The sequence below is a fragment of the Bradyrhizobium sp. JR3.5 genome, assembly GCF_054057015.1.
Genome location: NZ_JBSRYV010000002.1, coordinates 5,346,368 through 5,363,571, shown reverse-complemented (window position 1 = coordinate 5,363,571; position 17,204 = coordinate 5,346,368). Strand labels below are relative to the sequence as shown.

Sequence of the window (17,204 nt, the reverse complement as noted above, 5' to 3'; positions counted from 1 at the left end):
TGCAATCAGATCAACCGGTATTACCAGTTGCGCTGCGCGCGAAGCATCAGCTGGTAGGTGTTCTGGTCCTTCAGCTCGTACACAGCGCCCGGCTTGCCGATCGACGGGCTGCCGGGGAACGCGACCGTACCAGCAAAGCTCTGGTCCAGACGGGTGTAGACGAAGTCTCCCGAGAAGGTCAGGTTCTTGATCGGGGTCCACTGGGTCTGCGTGCCGATCTGCGCAATGCTGTAATCGGGGTTGCAGGACGTCAGGGCCGAACCAGCACCAAAGAAGTTGCTGAGCGAACCACCCACGCCGTTGCCAGCCGGGCCGCAGATGTAGCCCTTGGAAGTGCTGTTGTAGTTAACCTGGGCCCAGGCACCGTAGATGCTGGTGTTTCCAATTCGGGTTCCAGTTGTGCACGTACGCACCGCGGAAGCCGTAGGTCGTGATCAGCTGCTGCGAGCCACCAGTCACGAATATGCTGTCCGGCGCGATGCCGAAGCCGATGCTCTGGTAGGCACCAGGGATGTTGGTACCGCCGAAAATGGTGTTGGCACCAGCCGAACCGGCGAGGTCCTGGATGTTATAGCGGGTCGCACCGTTGGTGTAGACCCCCTGCATGTTGATGGTGTCGCCCGGTCCGGTCGGGATGTTCTTGATCGACAAAGCCAACTGACCAGCCCAGCCCCACTTGTCGTCCGGATGACCGGTCAACTCAGTGCCGCCGTAGTAGGCCACGTGATTGTCATGCGCCGCGAACGACGCCTGGAACAGACCCCAAGCCTGGTCGACGCGCAGCATCGCGACAAGGTCCGGCGCAACCGTGCCGGCATAATCGCTGATGCCGAACACGTTGGTGTTGCCAGGCACGCCAAAGTTAACGGGAGCACCGAGGTTAACCACACCAGCCTGATAGTAGGCCGACTGATCCTGAGCCGACAGAGACAGCGACACGCCGTTGCCGAACTGCGCGGTGTAGGTGAACTGGTTCACGCCAGTGATCGTACCGCCGCCGCCGACGAGACCGTCGTAGTTGTTGCCCGGGTAGTTGGCCCACGGAGCCGAGAACTGCGAGACCGCCTTACCCATGGTGAAGCCGGCGAACTGGATGAAGGCGTAGTAAACGCCTACCGTACCGCCTGCAACCGCGCCGGAGTTGGCGTTGTTCGGAGCCTGAACCGCGCCGATGGGCGAGTAAACGGTCGCGCCGTTGCCCTGGCCAGCGTAGGTGTCCGACGTCCAGGAGAACGTCGCATCGAAGAAGGTGCGAACCACGCCGTATTCGGTCGCGGTGCGCGTATCGATGTTGAGGTCTTCACGCGAACGCCAAGTGTAGCCGTTGGTGAACCGGTTGTTCGCACCACCGGCACCCGACGTGTTGCCCGTGTAGTCCGAGTTCGAGTTGATGATGACGTCTGCGCGCAGATAGCCGCCCAGCTTGATGCAAGTGTCGGTGCCCGGGATGTAATAGAAACCGGGACCATACAGGGAGCAAACCTTCACGTATTCAACGGCTTTCGCCTTCACGGGAAGGTCAGCAGCCTGAGCTCCGCCGACGGCGAGCAACGTCGCTGTCGAGCCGAGGATAAGGCTCTTAACCAAGTTCATGTTAAACCTCCAAGTTGCTCGCTCTGTACAATCTGCCGTACAAAGCCTGTGAAACTGCCCGCGAAAAGACGTTGGAAATCAACGCATCCTCGTAACGATGGTGGACTTAAGCGAACCACCTAAAACGGGACGACCTTGGGATGCCCCCCTCCGTCGCAGTTCCATATGAGACAGAAGGCCCCCGATCACGCAACAAAAGACCGCTCGCGTTGAGGTAAGTTGCGGCTGTTTTCGGGCAAATGTTGCACAAATATCACGGGTATTTGAACTGCGGCATTTCGGCAAGTTATTGAAATATAGCGATAATATTGGAGATACCGCTAGCGGGCGCAAGCTTGGGCAACAGCGGGCGGAACGGTGTGCAAAACGCGTCGTCCTGCCGATAAAACGAAAATCGGAGGCCGTTCCGACGCCACTGATTCCGGCTCCGTGCTCAAAATTTCGGCTCGAAAATGCCGGTATCTGAACGACATAGCCCGCCCCAAATACCGTCGACTCGCGCCTGGAAGGGGGCATTCCGATTGTTCGGAGCAGGCTTGACGACGGGACGGACCGCCTCACAGGTGCACTACCGGCGCTACATGTCACGGCGATGTCAGCGCACGGAATCAGTCGATTTGTTCTCCGCAGCCGGCGCACGATGAAATATCTCCACTGCCCGCGCGATGCACTCACAAGGGGCGATGCGCTCCGAGCAGTCACAAGACTCGCATCTGACGAACGTCAGGCGGCACCGCGAAGCGGCGGCGCGATCGTTCACATCAGAGCAGGCCGACGACGAAGGCTTGGCCAGGAGTAACGTCGTACTCACTCGTCCAAGATGTCGAGCAGATCATCGATCCGCTCGAACGGCGGTTCGTTTGTCTTGCCAGGATAAAAGACGCGATCGCCGTCGCGTTGTAGCGATCGTGCTCTGGATTTAGGCAGCCTCCCCGGCAGAAACGTCGCTGCGACGGCCTCCGGCCCGACGTCGAGCCTCACGATACCTCGCCGCTTGCAATCGATCCTGAGCCTTGCCGCGGTGAAGAAATCCCGGCCGGCCGGCGGCAGCTTGCCGAAGCGGCGAGAGGTCTCTTCCTCCAGATCTTCCAGATCGTCTTCGCTCCGGCACCTCGCGACGCGGCCATAGATTTCAAGGCGCATGGATTCCGATTGCACATAACTCCGGGGCAGCAGGTCGGCGAGTGGAAGGTTGAGATCGGGCACCCAAAGATCCGCGGCCCGGTCGTTGGTCTTCTCCGAGGCCTGCTTCAGAAGGTGGCTGTAGAGCACCGGTCCGAAAACCTGGCACGTGGCCGGACTGCCGCTCGGAAAGCAGATCTCCGGCACCTCTGAGATCCAGATCGCGCTCGCTGATCGCGAAACCGGCGCCCGGTCTGCTGAACTCCTCGAGAACGGCCAAACGCTTGCCGGATTGCTCCGAGTTCGATTCCGTCAGCATGTACGCGAAGGCGCGCGTGCCACCGCGTCCCACCCGCCCCCTGAGCTGGTGGAGCTGTGCCAGACCAAACTTTTCCGGCCAGCAGACCACGATGGTGTTCGCCCGCGGAATGTCGAGACCGCTTTCCACGATGTTGGTCGCCAGCAGCACGTCGGCCTCGCCTTCGACGAAGCTCATCATTCGATCATCAATCTCGTCGGCCGGTAGCTTGCCATGCAGGCAAGCGATGCGGAGCTCCGGGGCCACCGCCTGCACGCGCGCCAACAGTGGATCCAGATCCTGGATGCGTGGGCAGATCAGGAAGCTTTGCCCGTGACGCCGCTGCTCGCGCAGCAGCGCAGCGGCAATGGCGGCGTCCGAAAGTGGCGCGATCTTGGTCACGACCGGAAGCCGATGGACCGGCGGGGATGCGATCACGCTCAGGTCCCTGAATCCGGCGAGACCTGCCGCAAGCGTGCGCGGGATCGGCGTGGCACTCATCCAAAGCGTATGGACGCTCTTCGCCAGGCCCGAAAGCTTCGCTTTCTCCGCCGCCCCGAAGTGCTGCTCTTCGTCGACAATGACCAGGCTCAGCTTGGCGAATTTCACGTCCTTCGACGCGATCGCCTGCGTGCCGACCACGATCTTGATCTTTCCGCTTCGCAGGCCTTCCTTCGTCTGCTTCATCTCCGCAGCCGACGTCGCGCGCGACAAGCTTCCCACTTCGATGCCGAGCGGGGCAAACCGTTTGCGGAACGTCGCGACGTGCTGCCTTGCCAGGACGGTCGTCGGGACGACGACGGCAACCTGCTTCCCTGACAGGGCAACGGCCGCCGCCGCGCGCAAGGCAACCTCGGTCTTGCCAAAACCCGACGTCGCCGCAGACGACCCGGTCCATCGGATGACCCGACGCCAGATCATCCAGCACGTCCCGAATCGCCTTCGCCTGGTCGACTGTCGTGAAATATGGAAAGCGCGCGACGAACCGCTCATATGCGGGACCGGGAGCAACCAGTTTGGGAGCGCGCCGGCGGCGTCGCTGCGCGATGTGCTTGGCAAGCGTCTTGGCGGCAAGTTGAATCTCCTGCTCCGCCTTGGTCCGTCGCGCCCACCACGTGCTTCCGTCCGCCTTGTCCAAGGTCAGCTTGCCGCGCTCCGCCGCATACGGCCAGATCAGCGCAAGATCGGCGGGCGGAACCAGCACGGCATCATCCCCGGCAAATCCCAGCCTGATCATCTCGCGCGATGATCCCTTTCCCATGTCGAGGGTTTGCAAGCCATCGAGCACGGCCAGCCCGCGCGGCAGATGAACGACCACCGCGCCGCGCTCCGGCACGTCGGGATGATCGAATGCCGCACCCCAGGCTCTGGCCATGGGCTGCGGATGATGAGCCCGGCTGCCGAGCACGTCGGTCGCCGTGACGACGACAAGCGGCTTGCGGCCCGAACCGATGAAACCGGTATCGAAGTCAGCCAGCAGCGCCGCTTCACCACCCCGCCCCTTCGCCGCCTCGCTCCAGTCGGTGACGCGCTCCGCCTTGATCCCGCTCATGCGCTCCATCGTGCGCAAATCGTCCTCGAGCGCCGCAACAAGCAGCAGCCGCGATCCGGCGCGCTGCGTGTCGGCGACAAAGGCGCGGAGCGCTCTTCGCGACGAGGCGACCGTCGAGAAATCGGGCGTCGGGGTGAACGCCGCCTTGCGAGGCAGCGCACTCATGCGCTTGGTCAGCCGCTTCCAATCGACGGGGCCGAAGTACTCGCGCTCCGTCTCTCTGCGGCCGGCCGCCTCCTTGATCGTGCTCAGCCAGCTATCGGCATGACCTGCAACTCCCGCGTCCGCGATCCAGCGGGCGCGCGGGCAATAATCCACTCCGGCAGCGCCGCCCGCTGTGCTCGCTTGCCTCCCAACGCGATCCGTTCCGACATCGGATCGATCAGCAGCTCCTGCGTATCGAAGACGACGTCGTGTTCGTTGGGATCGACGCCCGCGATCCTGCGGATCACGCCACCGGAATGCTCGATCCTGTACGGCCCAAGGGCGCCGGCAGGAAACACTTCGAACGTCATTCCGTGGAACAGGACGCTTCCGGGATAGTCCGCCTCTTCGTCGAGATCGTATCCCAGAGCTTCCAGACGATCCTTGAGATCCTGCTCGGAATAGCGCGCACCGACCTTCAGGCTGATGCTAAGGCGGCCCCAGCTCGCGGGCAGCGGCAACCGTTCCATGATCGCCTCGGCCGTCGACACCAGGAAGACCGGCTTCCTGCTCTTCGCAAGACGCCGCAACACCGAGCTCCGCCTGCCGGCGATCTCGTGCGACGGCTCCAGCCCGTCAAACGGCAAGGTATTCAGCCTCGGGAACACCAGCACCTCGAGCGAAGGATCGAGCGAATGCAGCACGCTGCCGAGGCGCTCCGCCCGGTTCTCGCTTTCCGCAAGGAAGACGATGCCGTCACGCCCGGACTTCTTCCATTGCTCGAGAAGATGCAGCGCCAGCATGCCGAGTGGCGAGGAGGATGAGATCCCGGAACGCGTCAATCCCTTGCTTTTCTTCTTCGCGCCAGCAGCCGGGCGGGCCTTCTTGGTATTCGCCACGTCAAATCCATCGTTATGTCGTAAAGTCCGATCGCCTGGTGACAGGATTTCAGGGCGACTCGGGGCTTGTCGCCCACCGGCATGGAAACCAAAGCGGCACGGATTTCCAGACGGAAGGCGCAATCCCGCCCGAAATAGCGGCAAGGCCTCGATCGGTGAAATCGATTCCTCCATCGAAATCAATGGCTTGCTTGCTGGCTGGGGCGGGAGGGATCGAACCTCCGAATGGCGGAATCAAAATCCGCGAGGATTTCGAGCAGTATCAACATCAGTTCTGAATTACGGACCAGTTCTGCGTCTAATCCGATCAATAGGTTACAGGGCAATTCAGAACGTCTTGGGACAGACAATGCGACCAGATCTGACAACTAGGTGGTGTGGACTCTAGGGATTCCCATTTCGGAGCAAATCAGATTCAAGGCTGCTTTTGGAGAGGCAGTCTTGGGTGTGATGGAGCGGTTGGTTTTGAGCGACGCGGCGTGGGAGCGGATAGCGCCGCTGATCATAGGCCGGCCTGACCAGAAAGGCTCGACCGGGCGCGACAACCGGATGTTCGTGGAAGGCGTGCTGTGGATCGTGCGTACCGGTGCTCCCTGGCGCGATCTTCCGGAAGCATTCGGGGATTGGAACAGCGTGTTCCGGCGCTTCAGCCGATGGAGCATGAAGGGTGTTTGGTGGCGGATCTTCGAGGCGATGTCCGATGATCCGGACTTTGAATATCTGATCGTCGATTCCACCACACTGATGGAAAGCCCGGAGAATACCGATGTGGATCACGCTGCGATATTACCCGTCTTCCTATGCCTCCTTTTTGGCGGTGCAGCGCTTCAATGACTCGACCGCCATGGTTGAGCGCGGCGCCCAAGAGCTGGACGCCACGAGTGCCGGGACCGGCCCCAGCGAGGCGGCGGCGACGGCAAGCCAGCCTGAGGCCGGAATTTCCGTCGCCGTACGGCGAGGTTCGCGATGCGCCGCCGATACTCCATCCCGTGACAGATGAACCGGCCCAACCCCTCACTCGTCCGCGAGTCGCTCGCCGATCGATCACGGAGAAGGCCACGGGGAACCCGGCGGGTAGAGATTCCAGGGCCACTTGAACGGACTTACGGGCCCTCGCTTCTTGCTCACCGCCAAGGCCGTCAGAAATTGCCCGGCATGGTAGAGCACCGCGGCATGGTCCTCCATGTCCGGGGATGGTGGCTGCGCTGCATTGCCATCCGAAGCCATCATCTTCCGGTATTCGCTGCGGTGCTGGGTGCGGACCTCGACCGTGCGGAATGTCCCGCTCCTTGGCGCGCGAGACGAATATTTCACGGACCGACAGGCCATCGTTGATGATCTGGTAGCCGTTCTGCAGGATTTCGAACGGCTGCGACACCTTGTTGAGATGATCGAACCGGACCGATCGCGGCTGCCGCCAAGCTTCAAAAAATGAAGGGTACACGAAGTTGCTGACGGCAATATTGTCGATCTCGTATTCCTCGCCTTCGACGGCATCGCACATCTCATAAGCGTAGAACCTGCCGTCGCTTCCCTGCGCCCAGAGCGTGGCGCCGGGATCGATCAGCATTTCGAGAAGTTCATGGGATGCGGTCGTGCTGACCTTCTGGCCGGCCGCCAGCGTGGATTTGACGAAGACCTTGGAGATCGGCTGACCATCTTTCGTGAGGTCGTGATAGCCGAGCGCATTGGCGGCATCCGCATCGTCCAGGAAGACGATCTGCCATTCGCCGGCTTTCGGCTCGGCGGTGACATACAGTTCGGCATGATAGCCCCAGACGGGTACGAAATGCTCCTCCAATTGCCTCGTGAGCGCCGCAACGAGCTTGTCGAGCGGTACACCCAGCGGGGTTGTGGCCTTGTTCACGAACGCGATCGTTGGAAATCGACCCTTGCTGATCGCAGCCCCCTTGGCGGCCGTCTTGGGCGTTTGCGGCATATCTCTTCTCCACTATCGAGACAGAATGAATTGAACTTCCCTGCTCTGCAGCTGATCGACCGCAGAAACAGCAATCTCTTGACCCCGGGTCCGGATCTGGGCCGTCACGGTCGTTCCGACAACGGTCTTGGATTTCGCAATTCGCTTGCCTCCTGCGGTCACGAGCACGGGAGATGCAAACTGGAAATTATGCAGCGCGGCCGAGCTCACCACGCCTGCCGGCTCCAGCGCCAGGGCGACATACACCTTGTGGGTATCGGTGCGCTGCACTGAACCTTTCACCATAGCGTCCGCGAACTGGAAGCGGCTGCCGACCGGCGCGAACGTGACCTTTGGCGAGCCCGAGAAGTCGACGGTGGTCGTGAATGTCAGCTTGTCGGTGAAGGTTGGCGCCGTCGCGGCGACGTTACCGGCTTTTGAACCGTCGGTTGCCGTGACGTTCGTGAAGGAGTTGAGCTCGAAGAATGTCTTGAGTGTCTCGTAGACGCCGATATTGCCCGCGGCGGGATAGAGATAGTTTGGACCGACCAGCTGCTCGGCTCCGCAATAAGGGACGCCATATTGCGGCTTGCTCAGGCTCATCAACAGGTCGCCGAGCGTATCGGTCAGAGTGAACACCCGCTCGTTCTGCCGCTCGCGATTGGCGTCGGCCGAGATCCCGAGCGTGAAGTTGTTGGCCCATGGCCCAACCAGGTTCACGGTGGTGCCGATATTGTTCTGCACATCGCCGGTGAGATCAAAGCTGTAGGCGACCGCGGTCGTGTAGATCATCGTGAGATAGTTGCGTACCTCCTCATAGTACGGGCCTGCGAACAAACCCGGCCGGAACGTACTGATGTCCTTGGGAGCCGCCTTCGTCATAGAGCGCCAGCAGCTGCTTGGCTCTGAGATCGCCAGCCGCGTAAGGACTGTCGTTGCCGAATTGCCGCAAGAAGCCGATCACATGGGCTTTGGCGGCTGCGCGAGTTTCGCAGCGGATCTGCCGGGCGATCTGATAGGTGGTGGCGCCCGTCACGTCTTCCGGCACCGGATGGATCGCACACCCCATCAAGCCCAGCACTACACCAAGCGAGGCAAAGCTCCGCCCGGCGCTCAAAATGCGCCCGCTCGTCATGAAATTACTCCCTCAAATGGGAGCGAACATAGCAAGCAGCGCACGTTCTGGCTGTATCCGGAACGCAACAACTTAATGTTTTGTTAACCGATCCTCTAACGGCATCCGAGCAACGGCTCGCGCGGCGCGATCGGCGGCGGCGAACGCCGGAAACCCTCAGGACGCAACAAGAGCCGCATGAAGCGCGGTCGGCCGATCATTGCAGCGTACCGGGGGCAGCCGGGAACGGCAGCTGGACATTGAGCGCCTTCTTGTTTCCGCTTTCGATGGCCAGGCGACGAAACTGCGTTGCCGCGGATCGATCGCCAAGGCGCGCGGAGGCGATTGCCGCCGTGAAAGCAGCCTGCGACTTTACGGTACGCATCTTGGCGGATGCAGGATCGGAGTTTGGCACGGCATCTGCCCAGATGAGCGCGCTTTTCGACAGTTCGAAGGATTGATACCAGTCTTGGGTGTCGAGCTTGATCTCCGCAGCACTATTGATCGCCTGTGCCCGCTGGGCCGACGTGACGCCCGAGAGGGTCGAATAGATCAACAGCGCGCTCGAGCGGTCGGTAGGCAGGACCGATTTATCGTCGGCGAAACGCAGGATGTCTTTGCCGGGTGAGAGCGCGAGATCGGCCACCACCTGATCGGCGACCTTTGCGATCACGGCGGTCTGTTGTGTGGGCATCGTGGGATCGGCGTGCGGCAGATAACGCAGTTGGGTGAACAGTTTGGTGATGGTCTGCGCTCCTCCTTCTAGTTCGGTCGCCTTCAGCGTGAGGTTGGAATAGATCTCGTTGTGCAGCTGCGCCAGGAATGTCGAGAACTCGACTGCGGACATCAGCGCGGCGTGGTGCTGCCGATCGGAAGGTTGTCCGGCCTTGAGGTGATAAAAATCGGCGGCAATCCAGTTCGGAACGGTGCCATCGCCGGGACACATGCCCGGAACGTAATCGCCCTGGTAATCCGGCGCCTTGAAGACGATCTTGCAAACCGTCTTTTGGTCCAGACCGGAAAAATGCACGACCTTGCCTTCGAAGGCGTGATCCACGTCATAGGCCGCGACGTCGCACAGAAACGCCCGCGCTTCGTTCAGAAGCGACGGCAATTCATTGGCGATGAACGCGCTGCGCTCCTGAGCGGACAGCTGCGCCGGCCAACCGAGCAGATTCCAGGATTGGGGTTCGAAGATATCGATGTTCGCCTGGACGTTATTCGGCGTTCGAAATTCCAGGTCGGTCTCCCAACCGGGCCGGGAGAAACACGCGGTCGTATTGACGACCGGCAGCAGCTGATAGGCGCTCGGATAGCGGATGCCGTATTTGTTGAGATTGCGCGAGATGGTGTTCATGTCGAGCGCCACGAGCGCGTTCCACAACGGACCGTCATTGGCGGGATCGACGTAGAGCGTTTCACCTCGCGAGAAGGACAGCACGGCTTTGGGGGCGCCATAATTCGGGGTGCCGGCAAAAACGAGCTTCTGGATAGGCATCCAGGCTTCGAAGACCTCGCCATCGGCCGGGCAATGCTCGCTGGCATAGATGTGTTCGAGCCAATATTTGAGCACGAGGCCGCCCATGCTGTGGGCGAGGAACACAACAGGCCGTCCTTTGACGATGCTCCGAACGTCGTCCCGGCATAGCCAGCGCGACAAATCGTTTGCGCTACGAATGTTCGATTGCCGCCAATCATAGGAGAACCGCAGCACATTCGCGGGACCCATGATCATGCTGAGTTCAGCATAAGCTTTGCCGTAAATGTCGATATTCTTGAGAGGCGCGTAAAGCGTATCCAGCACATTGGTGGTAACCGTCTCACCGTCCGTATATTTGAAGGCCGGGTTGTCCTGAACAAAGTCACTTGCGGAGAACTTTCCCCAGAACATGACGTCACGTCCGGCGACGGTTCGTGAGAGAGCGGAGCCGAGAATGCCCGGGATAAAAATGAAGACCGGCATTGCCTTTTTTACCGCCGTCCCGACGATCGCCTGCTCCGCGGGCTTCAGGCTCTCCCTGGCGTCGGTTAGCGCCGAGATGGTGGGCGGATTGATCCGAAATGCCATGCTGGCGGCCTGGGCGGACATGAGGGGGAGCAGCATCACGAGGAGCGATACGACAACGATGCGGAGCACCCAACCAGTCCGGCAAGCCATTTCTGTCCCCCTGCAGCTGTCACCGAGCAAGTGCCCTGTGAGAAAAGGCTCGCGCTCGCTCCGACGGCGCGCAATCTACATTGAAATCGACCAAATGTAATTGCGCCATGCAACTGAGCCAATGGCAAGCGAGCGCAAAGCTCCGCCGCACGTATTGAACAGGAGCGCTTTTTCCAACAACCCCGTCGCGTCCGAACGGCTTCGCTTTCAGCCAAGGTAGGGAGGCGCTGGGAGAGCGCCTTCCCTTTGACTCGAACCGGAATCTGAGCCTCTGCTGGTTCGTCGGCCTTGGGCTCGCGCGTGCGGCCCGCAATGGAAGGACGTCGAGCTGGATGGTCATGCCGGCACCTTTAGTGTGCGGGAAGACGGCTCCAATCTTGCTCCAAATGGCGACTTTACCCTCGCGTTCTTTGACGCTGTAGGCAATCAGTGTCGGTTGCTAGCCCGTCTTATTCGCGAGAGGGTGCCTGAGAGGCTGGCGAGCGTGGTGTAAAGCGCTGATGCGGCGTAGGATTCGGTTGCGAAGCCAACCCCATCACCTCAACCGCGAACGCCACGCCCGCCATGACCAATGATACGATTCTGCCCTTCTCGTTTCCAGCCGTTCACGCCAAGAAAGTCACAGCTGCCTTCGATGGTGGGCGCCTAACCTCGAATGGGGGCGTGATGCTTCTGGCGATGGCCGAGCGGGGTCTCGGTTTGGCCGACAATTTGGCCCGGGTGTTCCCGGATCGGCGCGATCCGACGCGGGTCGTGCACAGCCTTGTCGATATGTTCCGAGCGCGCATGTTCGCAATCTGCTGCGGCTACGAGGACGCCGACGACCTCGATCATCTGCGGTCCGATCCGGCATTCAAGCTGGCCTGCGGACGGCTTGCCGGACAGCGGTCGCGATCTGTGTTCCCAACCGACGCTGTCGCGGCTGGAGAATGCTCCGCGCCTGCGCGACGTGATCCGACTGACTTACACTTTGGTTGACGCATGGATGGATAGCTACCCGCGCGAGCCGGCATCCGTCACGCTCGACATCGATGATACCTGCGATGTCGTCCACGGCCATCAGCAGCTCTCGCTGTTCAACGCCCATTATGACGAACGCTGCTTCCTGCCGATCCACGTCTACGACACGGAGACGAGCCGGCCCGTGGCGGTCGTGCTGCGGCCCGGCAAGACGCCGGGCGGCGTCGAGGTGCGTGCCCATCTTCGACGCCTGGTACGGCATATCCGCACGCGGTGGCACAAGACGCGAATTACGTTCCGTGGCGATGGGCACTATGCCCGGCCGGAGGCCATGACGTGGTGCGAGAACAACGGCATCGACTACATCTTCGGTCTGTCCGGTACCAAGCCTCTCGCCAGAAAAGTTGACGAGGTCGCCGACGACATCCGCACGCGACGCGCCATCGAGAACCTGCCTGTTCTGCGCGGCTATACCGAGACGCGCCACAAGGCAAAGTCCTGGGATCACGAACGGCGCACTGTCGCCCGTATTGAGGCGACGATGCTCGGCCTCGACATCCGCTTCGTCGTCACCAGCCTCGATGTCGGCTCGGCCGAGTGGATCTACGACAGCCTGTATTGCGCGCGCGGCCAAGCCGAGAATCTGATCAAGCTGCATAAGACGCAGCTCGCCTCCGATCGCACCAGTTGCCGTTCGGCGCTCGCCAATCAAGTCCGACTCGTTCTCCACACCGCCGCCTATTGGTTGATGCTGACCGTGCGCGACGCCATTCCCAAAGTCCGGGAATTGGCCACTGCCGAGTTCGCGACGCTGCGTCTTCGTCTCTTGAAAATAGCAGCCCGGGTCGTCGAGACCGCGAGCCGCATTCGCCTTGCGTTCGCCGCGGCATGCCCCGAAGCCGACCTCTTCCGCAGCTTGCCCGGCGCGCTGCTCGCGCTCGGTCCGTAACCGACCGGGCCTGCGCCCGCTCACCCACCCCACTCCTCCAACGCGTACAAAACAGCTTGATGAAGAAACCGGTGAGAAAAGGCCGGACGGTCGCCCACGCCAGCCGCCAGCCCCCGTCAGACGTCAAGAACGACCGTGCTCTCGTGAATAGATCGGGCTAGTTGCTCATGATAGGCTTGTTTCGATGTGAAGCCCCAGAACGGGGCTTGATGCGGTCGATCGCGGACGGCATCCGGGGCACGTCAGGGCTTGAGAAGTCGCTTGCGACTTTTTTTGGGGGGATCCGGCCGAGGGGGTGCCAAAACCCGATTGGACGAAGGCTTGACGGTCTTCGCACCGAGGGCCGGACGCACGATCCGCATGCTCAAGCCCCTATGGGTTTCAGACAAAGGCCTCTGAGCCTGCGGCGGTCCGACAACCTGCCGCACAGCGAAAACGCGTGGGTACAATCGACGTTTCGTTCACAACTGGACACCGGACCCACACGGTAGGTGGTCCGAGCGCAATTAATTACCGAGGAAGTACCAAAGCTTCGGTGTGAATTGCCCCGATATCAGGAAATTCCGCCGAAACGATCGCGACACCTGCCTCAGGTAAATCGATGTTCGAAGAGGGGCATTCAAACACGACCCTATTGCCGTCGGTCGTCGCGGGCTTTGACCGTGGTCAAGCGGCGCGGAAATCCGGGAGGATTTCGAGCAATATCAACGTCGGTCCTGAATTACGGAACGATTCGGCGTCTAATCGGATCAATAGGTTACCGAGCAATTCAGAATGCTTCGGGAGAGACATGATCCGATGCTGAGCATCAATGAAACGGGCCCAGCGCCCTTGGGTCGATGCTGGGGCCGCTTCGCCGCTCCGCCGAATCGAAAGGGGCCGCTCACGCCGCGACCCCTTACCGGGAGAATTCTCGAAAATAAGATCGGGATGAAATGTCCAGCCCCGGCAACGATGAGACTAGAGTTTTCCACAATCTATGTGGACTCCGGGAGAACACGGTGTTCCGATGCCGGAACCACGAGTGTCGTAATTGGGACAGCGCCGGGTGCGCCGAGAGACGGCTCGAGGTCAGAGCCCGGCTCCATTTCATCGAGAAGGGCGAGCAGCCGCTCGATCTCATCCATAGCTTCGCGGCGGAGGCGCCCAAGCGCCGGACGACAAAAGCTCGCCAGCGGAGCGCGCTGGGCGCTGGGCGCTGTGGTGCCCTTCCCGCGCGCCACTGTCCACCGAAAGTATCCCTCCGCCTTATTGTGAATGGGCTTGCCCGTGCTTTTTGGTTGCGGGAAAATCTCGCTGTTTATTGGGGCATGTTTTATGAGTGCGAAACGTAATGCCGGCGCGGCAGCCTGCGCCCTCTTGGCCATGTTCTTCAACCTCCAGGCAGGTCAATCCGCCGAGATCAAGAGCGGGATCGGCAAGTCCGGCCAGGCGGCCATCTGGATCACTGGGGAGATCCTTCCCGGCGATTCAGACAAGTTTTCGCTGGCCGTGAAGCAGGCGAACGACGCCGGGAAGTACGTTGCGAACGTCCGGCTTGATTCTCCCGGCGGCAACTTGCTTGAGGGAGCGAAGATCGCGGACTCGATCAGGTTCGGCAAAATGTCAACAAACGTGGGGAAGACGGCAATCTGCGCATCGGCGTGCTTCCTGATGTTCGCTGCCGGATCAGCAAAGAATGTGAGCTATGGCGCTCAAATCGGCGTTCACGGGGCATCCGGTGAAAATGGTGAGGAGACAGTCGCTTCGGGCGCGGCAACAGTCTCTATGGCCAAGATGGCGAAGGAGCTTGGAGTCCCACCGGCGATCATCGGGAGAATGGTCGTCACCGCGCCGAGCGACATGGTTTGGCTGAGTCCGCAAGATCTTCAGTCCATGGGCACGACCATGATGGGGCGCCCATCTCAAACGGCTAGTCCACCTGTCGCCAACTTGCAGCAAACTCCGCCGACCGGGCCAATGTCGTCAGCGCCATCAGGCGCAAACGCAGCTGCTTCTCGCTCTTCCAACAATGATGTGCCTACTTGGGGTGAACTACTGAACAAAGCGATGGAGAAGTCAGCGAGTCAAAATAATGGAAATCCGCTTTTTTCTCGCTCTTGTCAGCCCGAGCATAAAGTCTGCATCACGGGTCTGACCTACGTGGACAACAAGGGAAAGATCGCCTTTTTGAAAACTGAAGAAGATATGTAAAGGCAAAATTATAGCACGTGAAGCGTGCACCCTGAATGAGTTCAATGACGTTCGGACCTGCGTCAACTGGGACAATGGCACCATGCACCGTGATATGAAGGACAGCGCAGGCGGCTGGTCAAAGATTGCAGATGAATAGACTTCGGGCGTTCTAGCAGCGTCAACTTTCCGCACCCACGCGCTGTGCAGCACCGTCGATTTGGACGTCGCGCCATGACCGCTCCGCTCCTCGCCGCCATTGCCGTATCCCGCCCATTATCACGAGACCTCAAACGCGCTATCATCCGGCCATTCTTTGGACAAGGCTGAAGGGAGTGCTGGAGGCTGATCGACCCTGACGGATTGCCGAGTCGGCACGCCGCCGACTCCGGCCGTGAGCAAGCCCGAGCGGACGTCTCAGCCGCCGTACGCAAGAGCGCGGCCTCGAATCGCAAGGGAGTGGTTCTACGATGAATGGTGACCGTCGATGCAGCGATCATCGACGGTCTCGCGCCGCAAAAATGCCTCGATTCTGACTGCGGCGCGGTGTCACTTCCGGTTTTGGCCCGTTCGAGACGCCCCACCGCGTCGAACGATGTCCAAGTTCAAGAGCAAAGCGGATTTGTCCCGAGCATGCGCAGCGCCGCCCGCAAAACTACGGGGCTATCAACGTTAATTCGCGTCCATTGTTGTTGATCGAGACGAAACCGGACACTCTTGCGCGTCGCATCTAATCACTGGCGCGCGCCATGGTCTCGAAAGCAACGAAACAGGCTAGACTGAAAGTCTCCGAGAGGAAGTGTCCCGCATGCGGCGGCTCAGGTCTTGAGCCGATTGTGCAGCAGCTACATGACGGCCGGAGAGTTTACCCGCCAAAGTGCAAGGTGTGCGGAGGCAAGGGCCGGGTGACGGAGACCGCCGACTGAGGCAGGCCATTTTATCGGGCAGGCTAAAATGAATAGCGATGACGCCCAGATCAACTTCCAAGCGCCAGCAACTCTTTGCAAGTGGTCCTCGCTCAACAATGAGCGCCGCGCTGCGGGTTCAGGTCCACATACGGTCGTTGATGGCACGCTAGCGTCCCGAGTCACAAGTTCGCAATGGTAGATTCGCAGTAGATTCGCGTCGCTGTGCCAGAGATGGCGGCTGCAACAGCGACGGAGGATCTGATGGCGGCCCGGCAACTTGCAGCCCTGATATTGAGCCATGATGAGCGTGCCGAACTACGGTCGCTGACGATGCGTCGAAAGACGGCGCAGGCGCGGGCTCTGAGAGCGCGGATCGTGTTGACCTGCGCGGAAGGCGGTCAGAACAACGAAGTGGCGGCCAAGCTGGGGCTGGGCCGGCAGACCGTGGGCAAGTGGCGGCGGCGTTTTGTAGAGCGGCGCATGGCCGGGCTGCACGACGAGCCGCGTTCCGGAGCGCCGCGCACGATTGACGATGCCCGCATCGAAGCCGTGATCGTGCGGACGCTGGAGAACTGCCCCGAGAACGCCACCCATTGGAGTTCCCGCGGCATGGCGAAGGCCAGCGGCCTGTCGGTGTCGACGGTGCAACGCATCTGGCGGGCGTTCGGGCTCCAGCCGCACCGGCTGGAGACGTTCAAGCTCTCGACCGATCCAAACTTCGTGGCCAAGGTGCGCGACGTCGTGGGCCTCTATGTCTCACCGCCGGAGCATGCCATCGTTCTGTGTGTGGATGAGAAGTCGCAAATCCAGGCGCTGGACCGCAGTCAGCCGATCTTGCCGATGCGTCCCGGTCAGCCGGCCCGAAGGAGCCATGACTACAAACGGCACGGCACCACATCGCTGTTCGCCGCCCTCGACATCGCGACCGGACGGGTCATCGGCAAATGCTACGGACGGCACCGTGCCGCCGAGTTCCGCAAGTTCCTCGACGACATCGAGGCCGCCGTGCCGCGTGAACTCGACGTCCATCTCGTCATGGATAACTACGCCACCCACAAGACCCCGCTGATCCGGCGATGGCTCGCTAGAAGGCCGCGTTGGCATGTGCACCTGACCCCGACCAGTTCGTCATGGCTCAATCAGGTCGAGCGCTTCTTCGCGCTCCTCACCGATAAGAAGATCAGACGCGGCGTCTATCGCAGCGTCGCCGCCCTCAGGGTTGACATCACTTCGTTCATCGACCGACACAACGCCGATCCCAAGCCGTTCCGATGGACCAAATCCGCCGATGACATCCTTGCTTCCATCGAGCGTTTCTGCCGATACAATGCCCCGGCAGAACACCACGCGATGTTGCGAACTTCCGGTTCAGGACACTAGATGGCCGCATACAAGAATTGATGGCGAAGCCCTTATC

Annotated in this window: 6 protein-coding genes, 1 tRNA gene and 4 pseudogenes; 4 read left to right on the top strand and 7 right to left on the bottom strand. The window is 60.8% G+C overall.

From position 1 onward, the window contains the following. Positions 1-20: 20 nt before the first annotated feature. From ACVWW1_RS42620 to ACVWW1_RS42610, 3 genes and pseudogenes are all read right to left on the bottom strand, one after another. Positions 21-1,593 (bottom strand): annotated as a pseudogene (locus ACVWW1_RS42620) (porin). 807 nt (positions 1,594-2,400) lie between these two features. Continuing rightward, positions 2,401-5,512, bottom strand: a pseudogene (locus tag ACVWW1_RS42615) (DEAD/DEAH box helicase). 291 nt (positions 5,513-5,803) lie between these two features. After that, positions 5,804-5,897: transfer RNA gene (locus ACVWW1_RS42610), tRNA-Gln, on the bottom strand. A gap of 152 nt (positions 5,898-6,049) precedes the next feature. Here ACVWW1_RS42610 and ACVWW1_RS42605 point away from each other — a divergent pair. After that, positions 6,050-6,352, top strand: a pseudogene (locus ACVWW1_RS42605) (IS5 family transposase); the annotation flags it as partial. Here ACVWW1_RS42605 and ACVWW1_RS42600 read toward each other — a convergent pair. The 4 genes from ACVWW1_RS42600 to ACVWW1_RS42585 form a co-directional block, all read right to left on the bottom strand. Next, positions 6,255-7,547 (bottom strand): hypothetical protein, encoded by a 1,293-nt coding sequence (locus ACVWW1_RS42600; protein WP_456660001.1) that lies wholly within the window; start codon positions 7,545-7,547, stop codon positions 6,255-6,257. The pseudogene ACVWW1_RS42605 and the gene ACVWW1_RS42600 sit on opposite strands and share 98 nt — an antisense overlap. A 12-nt stretch (positions 7,548-7,559) precedes the next feature. Beyond that, positions 7,560-8,363 (bottom strand): hypothetical protein, encoded by an 804-nt coding sequence (locus tag ACVWW1_RS42595; protein WP_456660000.1) that lies wholly within the window; start codon positions 8,361-8,363, stop codon positions 7,560-7,562. Further along, positions 8,341-8,661 carry a hypothetical protein gene (locus tag ACVWW1_RS42590; RefSeq protein ID WP_456659999.1) on the bottom strand — a complete coding sequence of 107 codons (321 nt, stop codon included), beginning with the start codon at positions 8,659-8,661 and terminating at the stop codon, positions 8,341-8,343. The genes ACVWW1_RS42595 and ACVWW1_RS42590 overlap by 23 nt, the downstream gene beginning before the upstream one ends. Before the next feature lie 196 nt (positions 8,662-8,857). After that, positions 8,858-10,777 (bottom strand): esterase/lipase family protein, encoded by a 1,920-nt coding sequence (locus ACVWW1_RS42585; RefSeq protein WP_456659998.1) that lies wholly within the window; start codon positions 10,775-10,777, stop codon positions 8,858-8,860. 585 nt (positions 10,778-11,362) lie between these two features. On the opposite strand from ACVWW1_RS42585, the pseudogene ACVWW1_RS42580 reads away from it, so the two are divergent. The 3 genes and pseudogenes from ACVWW1_RS42580 to ACVWW1_RS42570 all read left to right on the top strand — a co-directional run bounded on the left by ACVWW1_RS42580 (position 11,363) and on the right by ACVWW1_RS42570 (position 17,167). After that, positions 11,363-12,707, top strand: a pseudogene (locus ACVWW1_RS42580) (IS1380 family transposase). Positions 12,708-13,970: 1,263 nt separating this feature from the next. Next, on the top strand, positions 13,971-14,900 hold the full coding sequence (locus tag ACVWW1_RS42575) for a COG3904 family protein (RefSeq protein WP_429034277.1): 930 nt from the start codon (positions 13,971-13,973) through the stop codon (positions 14,898-14,900). Between the two features lie 1,148 nt (positions 14,901-16,048). Next, a complete protein-coding gene (locus ACVWW1_RS42570) occupies positions 16,049-17,167 on the top strand; it encodes an IS630 family transposase (RefSeq protein ID WP_456659997.1) in 1,119 nt (372 codons plus the stop codon). Positions 17,168-17,204 lie beyond the last annotated feature (37 nt).

Coding starts and splice junctions, on each gene's coding strand:
- ACVWW1_RS42600 (WP_456660001.1), bottom strand. CDS start 7,547: ATGCCGCAAACGCCCAAGACGGCCGCCAAGGGGGCTGCGATCAGCAAG.
- ACVWW1_RS42590 (WP_456659999.1), bottom strand. CDS start 8,661: ATGACGAGCGGGCGCATTTTGAGCGCCGGGCGGAGCTTTGCCTCGCTT.
- ACVWW1_RS42570 (WP_456659997.1), top strand. CDS start 16,049: ATGGCGGCCCGGCAACTTGCAGCCCTGATATTGAGCCATGATGAGCGT.